The organism is Desulfocicer niacini, assembly GCF_054657595.1.
This window is the reverse complement of sequence record NZ_BAAHYK010000009.1, coordinates 20,456-40,687: the sequence shown is the minus strand read 5'-3', so window position 1 is coordinate 40,687 and position 20,232 is coordinate 20,456. Positions and strand designations below refer to the sequence as shown.

The following is a 20,232-nucleotide window of genomic DNA, read 5'->3' as shown; positions in this document are numbered from 1 at the left end:
AGATTAAAACCGCTCCCGTTTGACAGCCCCTGATGTCAGGGGGATGCCAAGGGCTTCGGAGGTGGCAATGGAGATGGATCTTATATCTTCTGGTTCCAGGTTGTGGATGTTGGTTTTGCCGGCACATCTGGCTATGATGGCCGCCTCCTGGGAGGAACCCTTGATCCAGTTGACAGCTGCCTGATACAGGATATCTTCCTGATCATCCGGGTCCGGGGCTACATCTGTCCCGGCGGGGGAGAGATCCGGAAAAATAATGGATCCTTCATTTATCTGTCCTCCCATGGCAATGGCCATGGCTGTTCCAAACATAGATGCATTGCAGTTCAATGCCAGGGCTTTGGCCACATCCGTGCCGGATCGAAGACCGCCGAAATTGATAAGGCAGATTTCTTCTTCCATGTTTCTGGAGCGAAGGCGCAGGATGGTATCCCTTATCACAGTGAGATCAAAATGGCCGTCAAGCTCCGGCCAGGTTCCTGAAATGTCGGTGGTGGCATCCAGGACCAGGAGGTCCAGCTTTTGATTCAGCGCATGGGACAAGCCCCGGGGAAGGCTGTTGCCGTCCAGGCATAGTCCCACCAGCTGATCGGGATGCAATGGGTTTAGATCCAGACCCTTCATGAGTTCCAGGTTTGTCTTATCAATGATGTAGACAATGCCATCAGCACTTGATGAGGGGGGCTCTCCAGGCTTTAAAAGCTGAAACCAGGTGGCTGTTTTCTCATCTGGTGCTGTTTGCTCCTGCAGGGGGTGTTGTCCCATATATCCACATCCGCAGTGGGAAATGGCCCGGGCCAGTGCCCGTTTGACGGGGGGCGGTGCCGTGTCAAAGCCCGTGAATAAAAAGGGCTGTTCCAGATCCACCCGGGGGGCTTTGGAAGTTATGGATCCTATTTCAATGGTTCGGGTGATGCGGGTTTGTGTGCTGCAAGCTTCCCTGTAGGGATCAATGACCAACCGGGTTAGGGCCGCAGAAAGAAATACCACATCATCCAGATGGGCATCCCGGTGGGAAGGAAAGGGATTTTCCCGTCCCTGGAGGGCAAGATTCATTATCTCCTGCTGTGCTTCCAAATGGGTCACCGGTGTGCTGCGCATTTTTCTGATGATGTCCCGAGATTTTTTAGGATAGGTGGCAGATCCCGTTTCTCGGACCTTATCAGAAGCACTGTCCCCGTTTCCGGTGGCATATTCCGGTGCGTAGGGAAGGCGTGTCAGGGCTGCGGCCTCCGGGGTAAGTGCCACCAGATCCTCCCGGGAAATATCGTGAACATTGGTGTAGCCCAACGATGCGGTGATGCTTTGCAGCTGACATCGAAAGGATTCCAGATAGGTGTGCATGTTCATGGCCTGCTTGTTTACATCAAATCGATCCACATATTCCGGGGTTTGGGTGGTCAGCCCCAGGGGGCAGTTGCCTGAACTGCACTGCATGCAGCCGGTGCATCCGGCGGCAATGAGCATGGGGGTGCCAAGACCCACGGCCGTGGCACCGAGGGCAATGGCTTTGGCTGCGTCCACACCGGTTTGAATGCCTCCCATGAGTACGATGGGAAGTTCCCCTGATGCATCAATTTCATCCAGACCGTCCATGGCTTCCATGAGGGCAGACAGGGTGGGTATCCCCACATATTCAATGACTTCACTGCCCCCGGCCCCGGTGCCGCCCTGGAGACCATCCAGTTCCACAAAATCAAGACCGTCCTTGTATGCGATCTTTACATCGTCCCGGGTGCGGCCCCCCCCCAGCTTAAGGCTTACGGGCAAACGCCATCCCACGGCTTCTTTTAATTCCATGACCTTCATGATCAGGTCATCACCCCCCAGAACGTCGGGATGACGGGAGGGGGATCGCAGATCCATGCCGGCGGGGATGCCCCGCATGTCTGCAATTTCCTTTGTGAGTTTGGCGGCCATGAGCTGCCCCCCCAGTCCAGGTTTTGCCCCCTGGGAAATATAGAGTTCCAGGGCATCGGATCGTTTCATGTCGTGGATGTTCCAGCCCAGTCGTCCGGAAAGACATTGTGCAATGAGCTGCCTTGCTTCGGCCCGCTCCACGGAATACATGCCCCCTTCTCCGGTGTTTTCACAGATGCCGGAAAGGCGCGAGGCAATGCCAAGAGCGGTCTTTACCCTGGGGCTTAATGCCCCCAGGCTCATGGGGGCAATGAGTACCGGCATGCTTAAATCCAGTGCCTTACCCTGGGTGCGGTCGCCGATAAAGGTTCTCATGTCAATGGCTGATGGCGTGTCCGAATTATCAATGGATATTTCCTTTTTAAAGGCGATGTCATTGAAATGCGGGATATGCCGGGTGGTGCCGTATCCCCTTATTCGGTAACGGCCGATGTGGCTTTTCACCTTTATGTCATCCAGGACCTTTTCATTCCAGAAGGGGGTGTTTTCTCCGGAAAATTGCGTGAAGGGAGTGGCCTTTAACGGGGGCTCCGGTGTGCCGCAGGAAAGATCTCTGCCTGCACACACCACCTTTGTGAATTTACCGGTAAAGGAAATATCATACTTGGCCAGAAAAGCCATGACCCATGCGGTTTCTTCCGGGGAAGGGGAGCTGATCATGGCGTCGCTGCCAAGGGATTCAATGCCTCCTCCCACATAGATTTCACCCCCTGCCATGTTTTCCCCCACTTTTTCTCCGGAGTTTCCAAGGATGATCATTTTGCCGCCATACATCATGTATCCAGCCATGAAGCTTGAATTGCCACAGCAGCACAGGGTGCCTTTTTTCATCACCTGTCCGGCCCGGGAACCCATGTTGCCCCGGATGACGATTTCTCCACCCCGCAGGGCTTCTCCGGCAATGGCACCGGCATTGCCCCCCACGACGATGCAGCCTGACAGCATGTTATCTCCCACACCCCAGCTGACATTATTGTTAACATTTATGTGGGGACCATCACTGAGCCCGCCGCAGAAATAACCGGCAGATCCCTTGATGGAGACATTCACCGGATGGGTCAGCCCCACGGCGATGTAATGCTTTGCATCGGGATTTAAAATATCTATGTCCTGGTGTGTGGCCCCATACCCCCTTATCACTTCATTGGCGGTGCGCATGGGGATACTGGCTAAATCAATGGTTGCCATGATTAACTCTCCTTTGTCCATAGTCCATAGGTGAAGGGGGCAGGTTCACTGGTTGCCAGGGCCTGGCCCGGAAAGAGGCGATTTAAGCCCACCTCTTCCGAGGAAATGGCAATCATTTCGTCGTTTTCGTATTTCACCATGGGTTTTGCCGCCAGTTTATCCTTGGCATAACCGATGGCGTCCCTTGTGGCAACCAGATAGGAAAAAGTGCCGTCCAGATCATCTAGGGAGGCCTTGAGTGCATCTTCCAGGGTTGCCTTGCGGCTCATCTGATAGGCCAGATACACGGCAATGAGTTCGGTGTCGTTTTCCGTCTGAAAGGTCATGCCCTTTCGTTCCAGGCGACGGCGCATGATCCAGTAGTTGGTGATCTGACCATTATGCACCGTTGCAATGTCTGCAAATCCGCAGGCCCAGAAGGGGTGGGCCGTGTCGGGGTGTACTCCTGATTCCGTTGCCAGTCGGATGTGGGCAATGCCGTGGCTGCCGTTAAAGCTTGAAATGTCGTATTTTTTATCAAGCTCCCGGGGGACTCCCACGTCTTTAATAATATCCAGGCGGGCACCCATGGAAATGGGGGTTAATTTTTTCTCAATACTCCGGGTTAAAGAAAGGATATCTCCACCATAGGCTGCATGGATGGCAAGGGAGCAGCCTTCCACGGCTTGTTTTACAATGGTGACCCCAAGGGATTCAAGTTCCTGTTCAATGGTTTTAATTTGAAGGGCGGTGGTGTCGTTTCCAGTTTCCAGCATCCCTTTGTTGTCAATGGTATACGCCGCTTCCTGTGACTCCGGCAGGAGAAACCGCATGCGAAAAAGGTTTTCCAGCGGCTCTCGATAAAGAGCCCAGCCTGCGGAATCCGGTCCCCGGTGCAGGGTGGCGTCCAGAATCTCCGTCAAGGCCTGTCCTGTGGTCATGGCGAAATTTCGTTTCACATTTTTTTTAAATAATAGGCCTGCGATGGCGCACATATCTTTTTCCTTTGCAAGGGCAAAAAGCCATTGATGTATTTTCTGGCCGCCCGATGGTATGTACGGGAGACAACTCCCTTGGTGAAATTTGTTTTTGGATGATTTGGATGTGCCTGACCCCATTCCCAGGTAGATGAAGTTGGAACAAGGCCCGTTTTGATAAATTCCGGGGAAAGGCGATGATACCCGTGGCATGTCTGATTCAGTTCAAAAGCTGGATCATTGCCCTGGGGCATCACCGACCCTTTTAATTATGACGATTATGCATGGTTATCGATGGGAAATCCGCAGTAAGCTTCATTGCCATGCTCTGTGATATCAAGCCCTGTGACTTCTTCTTCCTCGGTGGCTCTAAGACCAATGGTATGCTTGATGGCAAGAAACAGGATCATACCGGTGCCAAAGGCCCAGACAAAACCCATGCCGATACCGATGAGCTGTGCCATGAGAACGGTGGTGCTGAAACTTTCCACACCAAAGAATGCATAGGCAAGGGTTCCCCAGGCACCACACACGCCATGGACACTGATGCAGCCCACGGGGTCATCAATTTTCAGCACACGTTCGATGAATAGAACGCTGTAGACCACAAGAACTCCGGCCACACCGCCGATGATTATGGAATCCCAGACACCCACCACATCAACTGCGGTACATATGGCCACCATGCCAGCCAGGAATCCATTAACGGTCATGCCCACATCGGGTTTTTTAAAGGCGAACCACACGGCTGTCATGGCAGCAATACCACCAGAGGCGCCTGCAATGTTGGTCATGACGGCAATGCGGGCAAGGTTTCCATCAAAGGTGGTGGTACTGCCAGGATTGAATCCGAACCATCCAAGCCATAAGAGGAATCCGCCGATGACGGCAAAGGGAAGGTTATGTCCTGGGATGGCCCGGGGTTTACCATTGGCGTCAAATTTACCAATTCTGGGACCAATGACAATGGCACCGGCCAAGGCCAGCCACCCGCCAATGGAGTGTACCACGGTGGAACCGGCAAAGTCATAGAAGCCCACCCCAAGAATGCTTTCCAGCCATCCTTCACCGTCCAGAAGACTGCCCCAGGCCCAGCCACCGAATGTGGGGTAAATAAAGGCACATATGATTACGCTGTAAACAAGGTATCCCGTAAATTTGGTCCGCTCGGCAACCCCGCCGGAGACGATGGTGGCGGTGGTGGCGGCAAATACACACTGGAACAGCCAGAAGGCAAATCCCCACTGGGTGGCACCGGTGCTACCAAGGAAAAACAAGGACTCATCGGGGCCGGCAAACATGATGTGAAAACCCACGGCCAGAAAGGCGATGGTACCCATGCAAAAGTCCATGATATTTTTCATCATTATGTTTACGGCATTCTTGGCCCGGGTAAAACCTGATTCCACCATGGCAAAACCTGCCTGCATTAAAAAAACAAGAAAGGCCGCCATGCAGGTCCACAGCACATCACCCCGGTACTGAAAAATTTCCATGTCTGTCAAGTAACGTACGATGGATGTCTTGACAGGGGTTCCGTTCATTGTGATTTCCACTTCTTCTTCAATGGGGGTGGTCTCATCCCGGTAAGCACCGGAAATGGGCAGTTCCCTGCGGATCTCTTCCTGGGTTTTTCCCTGGAACAGGGTGGTCGGGTAGCTGGACACGGCTTTGTTTAAAATTGCTGTATCATCTGCACCGGCCATGGGGACGGATGGGCCGGACCATAGAATGCACAGCCAGAGACTCATAAGAAAAAAGACAGTCTTAAATGTTGGGGGGGATGGGGTGTGGGCCTTGGTTTTCATGTTCAGATTCTCCTTGTATAAATTGCTGCTAAATGTGAATTGCTTTATGTTTTAAACTCTTATTGGGTTCTGGGTTCTGGGTTTTAGGGGAATTGGCTTGATTCTTTTTTTGCGTTATGCCGGTTTCCGCTGCCTGAAGTTTTCATGGAAAGTTTATATGGCTGATGCGCCTTTTTCACCGGTTCTGATACGGATGGCATCATCCACCGGAAGGATAAATACCTTGCCGTCTCCAATTTTACCGGTACCTGCTGTTTCAAGTATGGTGTCAACGATTTTTTCCACCATGTCCGATGCGGTGACGATGGTGAGTTTGATTTTGGGAACAAAATCCACCTGATATTCAGCACCCCGGTAAATTTCCTTGTGGCCCTTCTGCCGTCCGAATCCCTTGACCTCGGAAAGGGTCATACCGGTTACGCCGAGTCCATTGAGAGCTTCTTTGACTTCATCGAGTTTAAATGGTTTTATGATTGCCTCAATTTTTTTCATGTGTTTTTCTCTCCCCTAATGTTTATCTGCGTTAAAAATGTGTTCGTTTCCAACCCGTCAGGCCCAAACAATGGTTTTTGCCGTATTGGCCTTGAAAAGGCTTTTTGATATTACCCTTTCTTTGTGTTTGTGGAATTTAAATGCATAATGAATGCCATTTTAATATTTTTTTATTTTTTATTCCTTTAAGTATTTGAAAATATTTTATTTTGAATAATTTTTATTAGAATTTGACCTATATGTGTTGGGCTTTTTTTGTTAATACCAACCATTAAAAAAACAAAAAAGCAATTTATTGGTAGTGTAAATTCTTTTTTGTAATTTTTATTTGCAGGGGCATGCCCAATACTAAAATTAAGGGTGAGCCGACCATGGAGTGTTGCCCGTGGCATTATACAGGATGAGCTTGCTCATAACGTCGGCAAGACGTCATGATTGGTTGGGTCATCGGGGTCAGGGTTGTGCTTTTGACAATGACCTGTGTCGCAAGGTTAATTTTAATAAAAACGTAATAATCCAAGTCAGACTCCACCCCAAAGTGCAAGTCCTACAGGATCAACTATCTGAAAATTAAGTAATGACAGTGCACTACAGAAAAAGGCATCCTTTCTGCTCTCATTATTAAAAATAACTTGACAAAATTCATATCTTGTTTGATAAACACTTATGTAAGCTCTAATATAACTTGCGTGAAAATATGGGGATTGAAGGAAAGCAGGTTTCGCCACTTCAGCCATATCTGTTTGTTGCATACCAGGTTCTTTCTTTTTTCTATAAGAAACTCGTAAGTTCTAAATAGGTTCGGGCCTTTGAAAATGAAAAACTGGTCGTGAAAAGGTAAGCAGGCTTTTCCACCCCGAGTTATTGAGAACTTAAAGGAAATTTACCTAAAATCCTTTAATGATTGAAGTTTCAATTTTCGTTCTGGCAGGAGCTTCGTGTTATGTGGGTGTATGAAACATGTCTTTTTTTCCATGCCGTTGAAATTGCATGGGCAGTGTATTTATAAAAAATGATCTAAGGAGATAATGATGGATCTCTCTCAATCGGAACAACTAAAAGAACTTAGGATGGAGATCAGGCAGTTTGCCCGGGAAGAACTGGCTCCATTTGAACAGATGGTTGAAAAAAACAATCAAATTCCGGAATCTATTTTAGAAAAAATGAGGCAACGTGGATATTTTGGATTAACCATTCCCAAAGCGTACGGCGGTAAAGGGATGGGGAAAATGGCGTTTTGTACAGTGGAGGAGGAGCTTGCCAAAACCCATTTCTCCTTTATGGATATTATCAGCCTTAACAATGGTCTTGGCTCCAGAAGTATCGTTTTGGACGGCAACGAAGCGCAGAAACAAAAATATCTTCCCAAACTTGCCAGTGGAGAGTGGATTTCCGCTTTTACCCTCACAGAACCCAATGCCGGATCGGATGCAGGAAGCATAACCACCACTGCCACGAAACAGGGGGATGTTTACCTGCTCAACGGCATGAAGCATTTTATCACCAACGCTCCCATTGCAGATGTTTTCATTGTCATTGCCGTCACTGACCCCGCCCTTGGTGCCAAGGGAGGGATTTCTGCTTTTATTGTTGAAAAAGATTCTCCAGGCCTTTCCATTGGTAATGTGCATCAGTCCATGGGAATGCATGGTTCTCACAAGAGTGAGGTTATTTTTAAAGATACCCCGGTACCGGTGGAAAATCTCATCGGCATGGAGGGTAAGGGCCTGGCCGTGGCCCTTAGAACCGTTGATGAGGGTCGTATGGGGGTTGCGGCAACCTCTGTGGGCATGGCCACGCGGGTCCTTGATATGGCAATTGAGTTTGCAGGGTCCAGTACATTTAACGATAAAACCCTGAACAGGTATCAGGCCTTTGAGTGGCTTCTGGCAGACATGGCTACGGAACTTTATGCCGCAAGGACCATGCTGTATCAAACGGCTGCCAAAATGGACAGAAAGGAAGATGCTCAGCTTGAAGTTGCCATGTGTAAACTCTTTGGGTCGGAAATGGTGGGACGAGTGGTTGAAAAGGCCATGGAGATTTTCGGCAAGGAAGGCTGTCTTTTTACAAATGTGGTGGAACGTATTCTCCGGGATGCCCGGATTTTAAGAATTTTTGAAGGCACTGCGGAAATCCACAGAATTATCATCGGCCGTAAATTATTAAAGGGACAGCGCCCATTCTAAAGCACAGTATCAAGGGGAGATAAGTCATGAAATTCCATTTAACGGAAGAACAAAATTATATACAAAAGGCCACATGGGATTTTGCAAGGGGGGCATTCGATGCTGAGCAGATCCTGGAACTCATGGAAAAGCGGTGTTTTCCTGAAAAGATATTTAAGAAGGCCTGCAAACTTGATCTCATCGGGATGACATATCCGGAAAGTGCAGGGGGGCAGGAATGCGGCATGATGGAGCATGTCCTGGTGATCGAGGCTTTGTGCCGAAAAGATTCTTCCCTGGGCATCGCTCTTGCCAGCGCTGACATGGGAACGGAACTCATTTCCCGGTATGGAAATAAACAAGCCATCAAAAATTATGTTACCCCCCTGCTCAAGGGAAATAGGGTTGCCTCTTTGATCTGTCCTGAAGTCGGAGAAGAACAGTCTCCTGTGCGTTACCGGGAATGCGATGACGGCATAGTGCTAAACGGTGGTGCGTCTCTGGTGTTAAATGCCGGTATCGCCGGTTATTTTATTATTGTCGCCGATGCCGATCTTCCGGATCAATCCCCAGGCGGTAAAAGAATCATGGCCGTAGTGCCAAGGGATATTCCGGGTCTTGGAGTGACAGAATCCTGTGATAAACTTGGGCTTGATATGCTTTCCTGGCATGGGGTGAAGCTGGAAAACGTTAAACTCACCGGGGATCATCTGCTGTCATCTGAGGGCGAACTCATTGATTTGTCCATGGAACTGCAACACAATAATCTATTGAAGCTTAGTGCCATGTTTCTGGGCATTGCCCAGGGGGCCTTTGATCTTGCCCTGGGTTATGCAAAGCAGCGGGAACAGTTTCAACGGAAAATAGTGCGGTTCCAGGGGATCAGTCAGAAAATCGCCTCCATGTATGTCAAACTTCAGGAAGGCCGGGCCGGCGTTTATAATGCCGCCCTTCTCCATGATAAAAAAGCCATTGATCTGCACGATCTCATCGCCGTAAAACTTTCCATTGAGGCCGCAGCCGAGATGATCACGGATGAAGCCCTTCAAATCCATGGAGGGGTGGGCTATATGGTTGAATTTCCCATCGAACATTTTTTTCGGGATGTTAAATGTTTGCGGACGTTTACCGGTCGAAAGATATGCCATTTGGATCTTATCAGCCGGAAGCTTATTGGAAAACTTAAATAAAAGTGTCAATACCCCCAGCCGGGCTTGGTCATAAAGTGGTCCACTTTGGGGTGGGGTCAGGCTTGCGTTATTGACGTTTTTGCTTAAAATCTTCTTTATGCAAAGGTACTTATCAAAAACATAGAGCCTTATAAAAACTCAGGCTCTAATACCACATAGCCTGACCCCGTTGGCCCACCAATTGTGACAGGTGGCCCAAGTTATGACCAAGCCCCCCTAGCCCAAAGTGGTCGATATTGTGAGTAAGTCTCCTTGGCCGAACATTTCACTGCCCTTCCCCTGAACAATTGGCGGGTCAAGGCGTTTGGGGGGATAAAAATCAGGGCTGGGGGAAATTTTCACCAGAATGGCCAGCAAGCCAGGTCGTTCCCCCTGTGTTTAACATTTGACTGAGTCGTGATCGAGCCTTTGCGGGCTTGTATAATAGTGATGGGAGAGAAAGTTTTGAAAGCATTAGAAAATGTAAAAGTTCTTGATTTGACACGGGTGTTGAGCGGGCCTTTTTGTACCGCAATGCTTGCGGATATGGGTGCCAGTGTCATTAAGGTGGAGCATCCCCTGGGAGACGGTGCAAGGGAACCGTCTGCCTCCGTTAATGGGGAGAGCCTTTACTTCATGTCTTTAAATCGGGGGAAAAAAGGGATCACCCTTAATTTAAAGGATGAAAAAGGCCTGAAAATTTTAAAGTTACTGGTTGAAAAAACAGATGTGATCGTTGAAAATTTTCGTCCGGGGGTGATGGATAAACTGGGGCTTTCTTACAAAGAATTGAAAGCGATTAATCCCGGTATTATTTATGCGTCCATTTCAGGATTTGGACAGTACAGTCCCATGAAAAATCTGCCGGCCTTTGATCTGGTGGCCCAGGCCATGGGGGGGCTTATGAGTGTAAACGGTCAGCCAGGAGGCCCCCCCACACGGGTGGGGGTTTCCCTGGGAGATACTTCCACTGCTCTTTATACCGCCTTTGCCATAGTTACCGCTCTTTATCATAGACAGAAAACAGGTCAGGGACAGGCCATTGATGTATCCATGGTGGATTCGGTCTTTTCTCTTCTGGAGATGTCTCTTTTTAAATATCTTGGGGATGATGGCGAGATCCCCGAGCGTATCGGCAGTAGACATCCCACAAGTTATCCATATGACGTGTTTGAGGCCAAAGACGGGTATTTTACCATTGCCACCTTTGACAATGTAGGATTTCAGCGGCTTTGTGCGGCCATGGGCAATGAGGTCTTGCCATCGGATGAGCGGTTTGTTTCCGACACCGTCCGGGGAAAAAACGACGCGGCCCTCAAGGAAATCATCCATGAATGGTCAAAGCCGCTTGGCGTTGATGAGGTGCTGGCAAAACTTGAGAAGAACAGGGTTCCGTCTTCTCCCATATATGATATCGCCCAGATCGCAGAGAGTGAACACATCAAGGTCAGAGAAATGCTTGTTGATGTGGAGCATCCTGCCGCCGGAAAAACAAGACTGCCTGCACTGCCCGTAAAATTTTCCGAAACGCCGGCACAGATTCAGTCAGCATCACCCTTGCTTGGTGAGCATACAAAGGAAGTATTGAGAGATATCCTGGGATTGGACGTCCATACAATAAAAGAATTGGAGGTGTCCGAGGTTATTTGATTGTATCCATTATTGTCGCTTGTCCGGGCCTGGTTCTATGACCAGTAGTATGGCCAGGTCCATTAAGTTTAATCCCTCGATTTGCTTAGTTTTTTATAACTTATTGAGTAAATATTCGGTCAGCACCCCATTTTCACTCATTTGGGCCTGCTCACATAGCAATAGTATACTACGCAGTCCCAACTAAGCGAATATGGGGCACTGACAAGACATTTACAGAATCAAGCTGAATATTTACAAAAAAGCAGGGAGACATTCTGTTATAACTACAGGTTATTATAAAAATAAGCGAAAAGTGGGTTTAATATTAAACCATAAATGAGAAAAGGAGTGGGAGCAACATGGAAGTCAATCTGGAAAAAGATATGGTGGTTGCTGAAGAAATGACAGGTAGAACGGGAAATGTTATCAAGTCCGTCGTCGGCAGTTTGCTGGGAGTTATTCTGTTTTTTGTGCCATTTTCCACAGCTTCGGGACAGTCAAAAATTCCTCTTATTATTATCATCGATTATATCAAAGGCATATTGGGACATACTCTGGATTATATAACCCTTGGTATTGTGTTGCTTTTGTGTATAACCTGGATTCTTTCAAAGGTTACCCAGGTGGCGATATTCAGGAACCATCACATAAAAGACGGCAATATGAACGGTTTTCTGTTTGGACTGGCGGCTATTTTTGCTTTTATGCTGGTGTTTAACTTCGGGCCTGAATGGCTTTTACATAAAGACATTGGAGGGCTTGCCCTTCACATTGGCAGCAGTGTGCTCTTGACAGTTTCCTTTGCAGGTACTCTGGTTTTGTTTTTAACGGAGTTCGGGTTTCTGGAGTTCATCGGGACACTGATGGCTCCCTTGATGCGTCCGCTTTATCGTCTGCCGGGACGATCCGCCGTGGATGCGGTTACCTCTTTTGTGGCAGACCCCGCAGTGGGTATCTTTATCACCAACAAAATCTACAAGGACGGTCGATATACCCAGAGAGAGGCTGCAAGCATTGCCACTAACTTCAGCATCTGCAGTCTTGGTTTTTTCGCCCTGCTGACCTCCATCGGAGGCATCATGGAATATCTGCCCCAGGTGATTCTTTCTTCGTTTATCATTACCTTTACCCTGGCGGCCATTGTAACCCGAATTCCGCCACTGTCCTTGAAAAAAGACATCTATTTTGATGGAAGCCAACAAGAGGTTGAAGAACGGCAGCCTGCGCCATTCAGCAGGGCAACCCTTTCAGCCGCCGTTGATGCCGCCGTTGAAAAAGCCTCTGAAACCAGGATGGATGTTTTTTACAAAGGAGCCTTTGAGGCTGTAAAATTTGCCCAGAAAATTGTAGCCTATGTGGTATCCATTGCAACAATTGCGTTGATGCTGGCCAGTTATACCCCTGTGTTTGATTGGCTGGGGGTTCCCGTGGCACCTTTACTGAACCTTCTGGGGCTTCCCGATGCCGATGCCATTGCCTCCACAGTTCTTGTTTCCATTACTGAAATTGCACTTCCCATCATAATTGCCTCCGGAGCCAAGGTTTCGACAATGAGTCTTTTCTTTGTTTGTACCCTGTCCACGGTTCAGGTGATCTTTTTTACCGAAAGTGCCAATGCCATGCTTGAGGCGGATATCCCTTTAAAGCTTTGGGAACTTGTTGTGATATTTCTGATTCGAACGTTGCTTGCCATTCCACTTGTTGCCATTGCTGCTCATATTGTATTTTAGGCTACCCTTATAAAGCGATGAAATCGGCACACATCGGGAGAGGGTATTCGAATCCGTGTGAGAAAAGACTTGACGAAAATCCATTGGTTTTTAATATAAGGCTTATATTATATATAAATCAAAGGATTAATATGTCTATTTATAAAAAAACAGGTGCTTTACTTTTTGGAACACGTTTGAAACGAATGAGTGATCAGTTTCTATCTGATCTTTCAGCCATTTATAAAAATGAAGATATTTATTTTGAAGCCACTTGGTTCCCGGTGTTTTATCTGCTTGATACAAAACAGGACGTGACCATATCAAGTATTGCCAGACAGTTGGAAATAACACATTCCGGAGCAAGTCAGATGGTGACTTCTCTGAAGAAAAAAGGATTTGTTCAAATATCTCAGATTTGTGAAGATAAACGTTTGAAAACGGTTAGTTTTACTGCGAAAGGATATAAAAAACTCAAAGAAATTAAGCCGATTTGGTACGCACTCCAGGAAAGTATGGATGAAATGCTCTCCTCAAAAGGTGAGCATTTCAGAATCCTGGATCTTCTGGAAGCATTGGAAGAGGACATGGCCCGGATAAATCTGGTTCAGGCAGTTCAGGAAAGATTGCAGTTTAATCAATTTCTGGCGCGGATTGAGGTTATTCCTTACAGAGAGGAAATGCATGATCCTTTCATGTCCCTGGTGCTGAAATGGCTTTCAGAAAACCCTGAGACCATCCCCCGGGAAATTGGGTGGATCAATCATACACAGCAGGAGGTTGTTGCACTAGGAAACACCCTTATCTTCATGGCGGTTCATTCAGGGGAGATTTTAAGTGCCTGTATCGCTACCCTTGATTCTTTGAACGCTTGTGCCGAGATTTCTTTTGTTTTTGAACAGAGCCGGGTTTCAAATGATTTGATCCAGGCGTTGATGGATAAAGTTCTTGGTGAGTTGGAAGAGAAAGATGTTGAAAATGTTACAACAAGGGCCAATCTTACCCATTCGAATGTGTTGAAAATATTGCAGAAAAACGGGTTTAAACTCATGGAAATAGAAAAAAATAGTGTGCGGGATAATACCTGCACTCATTTATCCAGAAAATTAAAAAAGGAAGAGGAAATATAATGGAAAATATCAATGTATCCAATGCAATGACCATTAAAATGGACGAAATTTTTACAGAGCTCCCGGAGATGCCGGATTTTGTGGAAGGCATCAGAAGAGCCCCCAAAAGACCCATGCATCTGAACAAAGGGGAGATTGAACTGGCCCTGAAAAATGCCCTTCGATATCTGCCGGAAGCCTGGCACAGTACCCTGGCTCCGGAGTTCCTGGATGAACTTTTGACCTATGGGCGCATCTATGGATATCGTTTCCGACCGGCGGGTCGCATCTTTGGTAAACCCATAGACGAGTACAAGGGAAAATGCGTTGAGGGAAAGGCATTCCAGGTGATGATCGAAAATAACCTGGACTTTGAAATCGCCCTGTACCCCTATGAACTTGTGACCTATGGGGAAACCGGTCAGGTGTGCCAGAACTGGATGCAATATCGCATCATCAAAAAATATCTTGAAAATGTCACACAGGATCAGACCCTGGTAGTGGAGTCGGGTCATCCATTGGGTCTGTTTAAATCATCTCCCACATCCCCCCGGGCCATTATCACCAACGCCATGATGATCGGACTTTTTGACGACCAGGAAAACTGGGAACGGGCCATGTCCCTGGGGGTTGCCAATTATGGACAGATGACTGCGGGGGGCTGGATGTACATCGGACCCCAGGGCATTGTCCACGGCACCTATGGTACCCTTTTAAATGCGGCCCGCATGGAGCTTGGGGTGCCCGAAGACGGGGATCTCACCGGGAAACTCTTTGTCACATCGGGCCTTGGCGGCATGAGTGGTGCCCAGGGCAAGGCCATTGAAATTGCCAACGGGGTGGGCATTATTGCAGAGGTGGATGCCTCCAGAATCAAGACCCGTCATGATCAGGGCTGGGTGAGCCAGGTAACTTACGATCCGGCAGAAACATTTGCGGCGGCACAAAAAGCCGTGGCAGAGAAAAAGGCCCTGGCCATCGCCTTTCATGGCAATGTGGTGGATCTTTTGGAATATGCCGTGGACAACAATATTGGCATTGAGCTTTTGTCCGATCAGACATCCTGCCATGTGGCCCATGGCGGTGGGTATTGTCCCCAGGGGCTGACCTTTGAACAGCGCACCGACATGCTCAAGAATGATCCCGAAGGGTTTATAAGAAAAGTGGACGCATCCCTGGTGCATCATTACGCACTGATTAAAACCCTTGTGGATCGGGGAACCTATTTCTTTGATTACGGCAATGCATTCATGCGCTCTGTTTTTGATGCCGGGGTAACCGAGATTTGTAAAAACGGTCAGAACACCCTGGACGGATTTATCTTTCCCTCTTACGTGGAAGATATCATGGGCCCGTTGATGTTTGATTATGGCTATGGCCCCTTCCGGTGGGTGTGTTTGTCCGGTAAGGAATCCGATCTTTTAAAAACCGATCATGCGGCCATGGCCTGCATTGACCCGGACAGACGATCCCAGGACCGGGATAACTATATCTGGATCAGGGATGCCCAAAAAAACAAACTGGTGGTGGGCACCCAGGCCCGGATTTTGTACCAGGATGCCATGGGGCGGGTGAATATTGCTCTGAAATTCAACGACATGGTCCGAAAGGGTGACATTGGGCCGGTGATGTTGGGAAGGGACCACCATGATACTGGCGGTACGGATTCCCCTTTTCGGGAAACGGCCAACATTAAAGATGGCAGCAATATCATGGCGGACATGGCCATCCAGTGTTTTGCCGGTAACTGTGCCCGGGGTATGAGCCTTGTGGCTCTGCACAACGGTGGTGGCGTGGGCATCGGCAAAGCCATCAACGGTGGATTTGGTCTGGTGTTGGACGGCAGTTCCCGGGTGGATGACATTATCCGTAAGGCCATGCTCTGGGATGTCATGGGAGGGGTGGCCAGGCGTTCCTGGGCCCGGAACGAACATTCCATGGAAACCTGTGTGGAGTTTAACGAGATGTGGCAAGGACAAGCACACATCACCATCCCCTATCTCACCGATGAAAAGATGATTGCTGATCTGGTGGATAAAAAATATAAAAAACAGGGGTAGGAGAAGAATATGGATGGAAATCTGATTGTTAAGAATGCCTCCCAGGTGGTCACCTGCAGCGGCTTCAAGGCAAAACAGGGACAGGAAATGTCCGATCTTGCCATTGTTGAAAACGGGGCTGTGATCATTGAGGCGGGTAAAATAAAAGCTGTGGGTAACTCATCGGAGCTGTTAAACGGGTTTGATACACGGGGCTTTGATGTGATTGATGCCGCCGGAAAGGCCGTGCTGCCAGGGTTTGTGGATTCTCATACCCATTTTGTTTTTGGGGGATACCGGCCTGACGAATTTGCCTGGCGACTTCGGGGGGACAGCTACATGGATATCATGAACCGAGGCGGTGGGATTGCCAATTCTGTAAAGGCCACCCGAAACGCCTCCCGGGAGGAACTCATGGGCGTGGGAGAGAAACGTCTTGATTCCATGCTCTCCTTCGGGGTCACCACCGTTGAAGGTAAGAGCGGGTACGGCCTGGACCTGGAAACCGAGGTAAAGCAGCTGCAGGTGATGAAAGCCCTTGGAAAAACCCATCCCATGGACATTGTTTCCACTTTTTTGGGGGCCCACGCCACGCCATCTGAATTCAAGGGAAGGGCAGATGATTTCATTGATCTTGTCATGGAAATGCTTCCTGAAATTGCCCAACAGCAGCTGGCGGAGTTCTGTGATATTTTCTGCGAGAAAAATGTCTTCTCTGTGGAGCAGTCCCGGAGACTGCTTTCAAGGGCCAAGGATCTTGGTTTTCAACTTAAGATCCATGCCGATGAGATTGTGCAGTTCGGTGGCGCAGAGCTTGCCGCAGAGCTTGGGGCTGTATCTGCAGATCATCTTCTCCAGGCATCGGATCAGGGGATAGAGAATATGGCCCGGGCCGGGGTGGTGGCTACCCTTCTGCCGGGCACGGCCTTCAGTTTAAAGGAAGACTATGCCCGGGGGCGGTACATGATTGACCATGGATGTGCCGTGGCCCTGGCAACGGATCTTAATCCCGGCAGCTGTTTTTCAGAATCCATTCCTCTTATTACCGCCCTTGCCACATTATACATGAACCTGACCCCCGAAGAGGCCATCACTGCCCTTACCATCAACGGGGCCGCCGCCGTTAATCGTGCTGACAGAATCGGGAGTATTGATCCAGGAAAGCAGGGGGATCTTGTGATTCTGGAATTTCCCTCCTACCGGTTCATCCCCTACCATGTGGGGGTTAACACCGTTGAGACGGTTATCAAACGGGGGGAGAGGGTTTTTACGAAAAATATGCCATAAGGCACTTAGGGCTTGCTTACAAGATGACCCCTCGCCAAAGTGGCCCATGTTGTCGGCAAGCCAAAGTCCAACCTCAATCATTGACTGGCGGAATTGATGGACAGCTGCCCGTTGATCTTCTGAACCAGCATCAAAGAGACAAGACTCATGGCAGCCCCACCGATGAAGGGAATCCGGTAATCCACAAGCCACAACAGCCCGCCGATTACCGGCAGTATTACGGCGGCAATGTGGTTGATGGTGAACCCCACGGCCATGCTCGGAGCAATGTCCTCCGGCGAAGCGATCTTCTGGAAAAAGGTGCGGATGGCAATGGCAAAATTAAAAAAGATGTGATCTGCAATATAAAGAAACGCCACCACTATTTTTGAATCCACCACGGCGTAGGCCACAAAGATGATAATCAAACTCAAGTACTCCAAAGAAAGCACCTTTTGTTCTCCAAATTTCACAATGCATCTGCCGATGAACGGGCTTAAAAAATAGTTGATGATATTGTTGAGCATGAACAGGATGACTATCTCCCTGATGGAGAACTGAAACTTCTTTACCAGCAGAAACACGGCAAAGGATGTGAAGATCTGACGTCTGGCCCCGGCCATGAAGGTGAGGAGATAAAAGAGCCAGTATCTTTTTTTAAAGATCATCTCTTTTCGTTGGGGGGGCATGAATTTATCCGTGGGATTCTGGGTCAGGGCATAAATGCCGATGGCCAGCATGCCGCCACCGGCAATCAGATAGAGTCCGGTGTAGGAAAAATAGGGGGCCGCCAGAAATACCATGGCCCCAGCCCCGATGTTACTTAATGCCGCAAGACTTCTGAGCTTCCCAAATACAATGGGGGCGGTGGCCGTATCAAAATATTGCAGGGTCAAGGATTGATTGGTGGTTTCAAAGTAATGAAATCCAAAACTCATCAGTAAGGTGGTGAACATCAGCCCATAAAAGGTGGGAAAAAGGCCTGTGGCACCCACCCCTAGCCCCATGATAACTACCGAAAGGGCCGATAGCCGATGTTCTTTTATGATTAAAAGTATGTATACCACCAGAAGAGAGAGAAAGCCTGGAAGTTCACGCACAGACTGCAAAACCCCCACATGCCCTCCATCCAGATGGATGATATTAACGGCAAAATTATCAAAAAGGGAGCGCCAGACGTGAAGGCCTGCGGTGGAGGCAATTACGAGAAGCATCAGATAGATGTACATGGGGTTTTTGCTCAGTTCTGTTTTCATGGGCCTTTCCTTTTTTTCTATGGGGATTTTTATCCTATACAAACGTCTGGACTTTTCGATCTTAGTTTTTTAACATGGACAACATAGGCATTGTGACGATTTGTTCAAGAATGATGCAGGCGAAAACGAGGGAACAGGGTGGTATGTTTTTTGATAGAAATGCCCTTGGTTCTTGGGATGGACCAGCAGTAAATAGAGACAGGAGTAAATTATGGCTGTGGGATGGGCCCGTGACGGGGCGGTACAGGAACAGATAGACGCAAGTGTTAATGATGCAGTCAAGCTTGCAAGAAGTCGTTTGCCAGAGGCTGGTGAGGAAGAGGTAACACATTGTGAGGCCTGCGAGGAATTGATTCCCGATGCCCGGCGAAGAGCAGTTCCCGGCGTTCGCCTGTGCATTAAATGCCAGTCAGAGCTGGAAAAACAGCAGACAAGGTTCTCTGGATTCAACCGCCGTGGCAGCAAAGACAGCCAGTTGCGCTGAGATGCTGCGGAAAAAATCCAAGCTCCTATAGCGTACAACATGGAATCTGATGGATAAAAACAGTGGGCCACTTTCTGTGACGGATGGGTTTAATGATGGTTTGAGATCTTTCAATAAACCGGACGGGATTGCGGCTGTCCGGGCATTTAAGGAAGTTGTCAGGATAAATCCTGTTTATCTCCACGGAGATGACGATAACACCTATAACCGATGCGGGATCGTCTTCAATTGCCGCCTGAATATGGCATGAAGAAATATTACTATCTGATCCATATTCAATATCTGGGATTCCGCTACCATGGTTGGCTGAAACAGCCGGGAGTAAAAACCGTGGAGGCCATGGTTGAAAAGACAACCTCATTCGTCCTGGGCCATTCCGACTTTAAAATTCTCGGAAGCAGCCGTACCGATGCAAGAGTCTCTGCAAATCATTTCGCCTTTGAACTTTTTGTCCATGAACTGCTCAATGTCGAGCAGTTGGTGAACGATTTTAATCAAAACCTGCCCAACGATATTCGGGCTATAAAGGCTGAAGCGGTTGATGGAAAATTCAGCATCATTAACGCCCCAAAAACCAAGGAGTACATCTACCTGTTCGCCTTTGGAGAAAAATGCCATCCGTTTTGTGCGCCGCTCATCTCTTCATTTTCCCATTGGCTTGATATTGACCTGATGAAGCAGGGTGCCCTGTTGTTCCAGGGCAGGCATAATTTCAGAAGCTATTGCACCAAACCCGGCACCCGGACAACCTTTGAAAGGGAGGTGCTGGTCAGTAAAATAGAAGAGAACCAAATTTTTAAGGCCAATTTTTTCCCGGCAAAAAGTTATGCCTATCATATCCATTCAAAGGGGTTCATGCGGTATCAGGTCCGGTTGATAATGGGCCAGCTGCTCAGCCTTGGACGGGGTGAAATCGGCCTGGACGATATTACAATATCGCTCAAGGGAATCAGCCATACCCCTTTACGACATATTGCTCCTTCGTCCGGGTTGATGTTGAACAAAATTGAATACCAATGATCTTAAAGGAGGTACC

The 20,232-nt window shown here is 48.4% G+C and carries 15 protein-coding genes; 9 read left to right on the top strand and 6 right to left on the bottom strand.

The window, feature by feature from the left end; translation table 11 throughout:
* Positions 1 to 3: 3 nt before the first annotated feature.
* The 5 genes from ACYQ2M_RS06405 to ACYQ2M_RS06385 form a co-directional block, all read right to left on the bottom strand.
* A complete protein-coding gene (locus ACYQ2M_RS06405; protein WP_459915497.1) occupies positions 4 to 3,108 on the bottom strand; it encodes a glutamate synthase-related protein in 3,105 nt (1,034 codons plus the stop codon).
* 2 nt (positions 3,109 to 3,110) lie between these two features.
* Positions 3,111 to 4,082, bottom strand: coding sequence for a class II glutamine amidotransferase domain-containing protein (locus ACYQ2M_RS06400; RefSeq protein WP_459915496.1), 972 nt, complete (start codon positions 4,080 to 4,082; stop codon positions 3,111 to 3,113).
* A 260-nt stretch (positions 4,083 to 4,342) separates the two neighbouring features.
* Positions 4,343 to 5,872, bottom strand: a complete 1,530-nt coding sequence (locus tag ACYQ2M_RS06395) for an ammonium transporter (protein WP_459915495.1) — start codon at positions 5,870 to 5,872, stop codon at positions 4,343 to 4,345.
* Between the two features lie 153 nt (positions 5,873 to 6,025).
* Positions 6,026 to 6,364 (bottom strand): P-II family nitrogen regulator, encoded by a 339-nt coding sequence (locus tag ACYQ2M_RS06390; protein WP_459915494.1) that lies wholly within the window; start codon positions 6,362 to 6,364, stop codon positions 6,026 to 6,028.
* 521 nt (positions 6,365 to 6,885) lie between these two features.
* Positions 6,886 to 7,116 (bottom strand): hypothetical protein, encoded by a 231-nt coding sequence (locus ACYQ2M_RS06385; protein WP_459915493.1) that lies wholly within the window; start codon positions 7,114 to 7,116, stop codon positions 6,886 to 6,888.
* 276 nt (positions 7,117 to 7,392) lie between these two features.
* Between ACYQ2M_RS06385 and ACYQ2M_RS06380 the strand changes: the two genes are divergently transcribed.
* The 7 genes from ACYQ2M_RS06380 (at position 7,393) to hutI (ending at position 17,477) form a co-directional block, all read left to right on the top strand.
* Positions 7,393 to 8,553, top strand: a complete 1,161-nt coding sequence (locus ACYQ2M_RS06380) for an acyl-CoA dehydrogenase family protein (protein ID WP_459915492.1) — start codon at positions 7,393 to 7,395, stop codon at positions 8,551 to 8,553.
* 26 nt (positions 8,554 to 8,579) lie between these two features.
* On the top strand, positions 8,580 to 9,722 hold the full coding sequence (locus tag ACYQ2M_RS06375; protein ID WP_459915491.1) for an acyl-CoA dehydrogenase family protein: 1,143 nt from the start codon (positions 8,580 to 8,582) through the stop codon (positions 9,720 to 9,722).
* A gap of 444 nt (positions 9,723 to 10,166) precedes the next feature.
* Positions 10,167 to 11,351: a CaiB/BaiF CoA transferase family protein gene (locus ACYQ2M_RS06370; RefSeq protein ID WP_459915490.1), complete on the top strand. Its 1,185-nt coding sequence runs from the start codon at positions 10,167 to 10,169 to the stop codon at positions 11,349 to 11,351.
* Positions 11,352 to 11,692: 341 nt separating this feature from the next.
* Complete coding sequence (locus tag ACYQ2M_RS06365) at positions 11,693 to 13,063, top strand: YjiH family protein (protein WP_459915489.1); 1,371 nt, start codon at positions 11,693 to 11,695, stop codon at positions 13,061 to 13,063.
* 131 nt (positions 13,064 to 13,194) lie between these two features.
* On the top strand, positions 13,195 to 14,172 hold the full coding sequence (locus ACYQ2M_RS06360) for a MarR family winged helix-turn-helix transcriptional regulator (protein WP_459915488.1): 978 nt from the start codon (positions 13,195 to 13,197) through the stop codon (positions 14,170 to 14,172).
* Positions 14,172 to 16,211, top strand: a complete 2,040-nt coding sequence (gene hutU / locus ACYQ2M_RS06355) for a urocanate hydratase (protein ID WP_459915487.1) — start codon at positions 14,172 to 14,174, stop codon at positions 16,209 to 16,211. The genes ACYQ2M_RS06360 and hutU overlap by 1 nt, the downstream gene beginning before the upstream one ends.
* Before the next feature lie 9 nt (positions 16,212 to 16,220).
* Positions 16,221 to 17,477: an imidazolonepropionase gene (hutI, locus tag ACYQ2M_RS06350; RefSeq protein ID WP_459915486.1), complete on the top strand. Its 1,257-nt coding sequence runs from the start codon at positions 16,221 to 16,223 to the stop codon at positions 17,475 to 17,477.
* Between the two features lie 77 nt (positions 17,478 to 17,554).
* Here hutI and ACYQ2M_RS06345 read toward each other — a convergent pair whose 3' ends face one another.
* The gene (locus tag ACYQ2M_RS06345; RefSeq protein ID WP_459915485.1) at positions 17,555 to 18,712 is read right to left on the bottom strand and encodes an MFS transporter; all 1,158 of its coding nucleotides are present in this window, start codon (positions 18,710 to 18,712) and stop codon (positions 17,555 to 17,557) included.
* 211 nt (positions 18,713 to 18,923) lie between these two features.
* On the opposite strand from ACYQ2M_RS06345, the gene ACYQ2M_RS06340 reads away from it, so the two are divergent.
* The gene (locus tag ACYQ2M_RS06340; protein ID WP_459915484.1) at positions 18,924 to 19,196 is read left to right on the top strand and encodes a DksA/TraR family C4-type zinc finger protein; all 273 of its coding nucleotides are present in this window, start codon (positions 18,924 to 18,926) and stop codon (positions 19,194 to 19,196) included.
* Between the two features lie 246 nt (positions 19,197 to 19,442).
* Positions 19,443 to 20,216 carry a tRNA pseudouridine synthase A gene (locus ACYQ2M_RS06335; protein ID WP_459915483.1) on the top strand — a complete coding sequence of 258 codons (774 nt, stop codon included), beginning with the start codon at positions 19,443 to 19,445 and terminating at the stop codon, positions 20,214 to 20,216.
* Positions 20,217 to 20,232 lie beyond the last annotated feature (16 nt).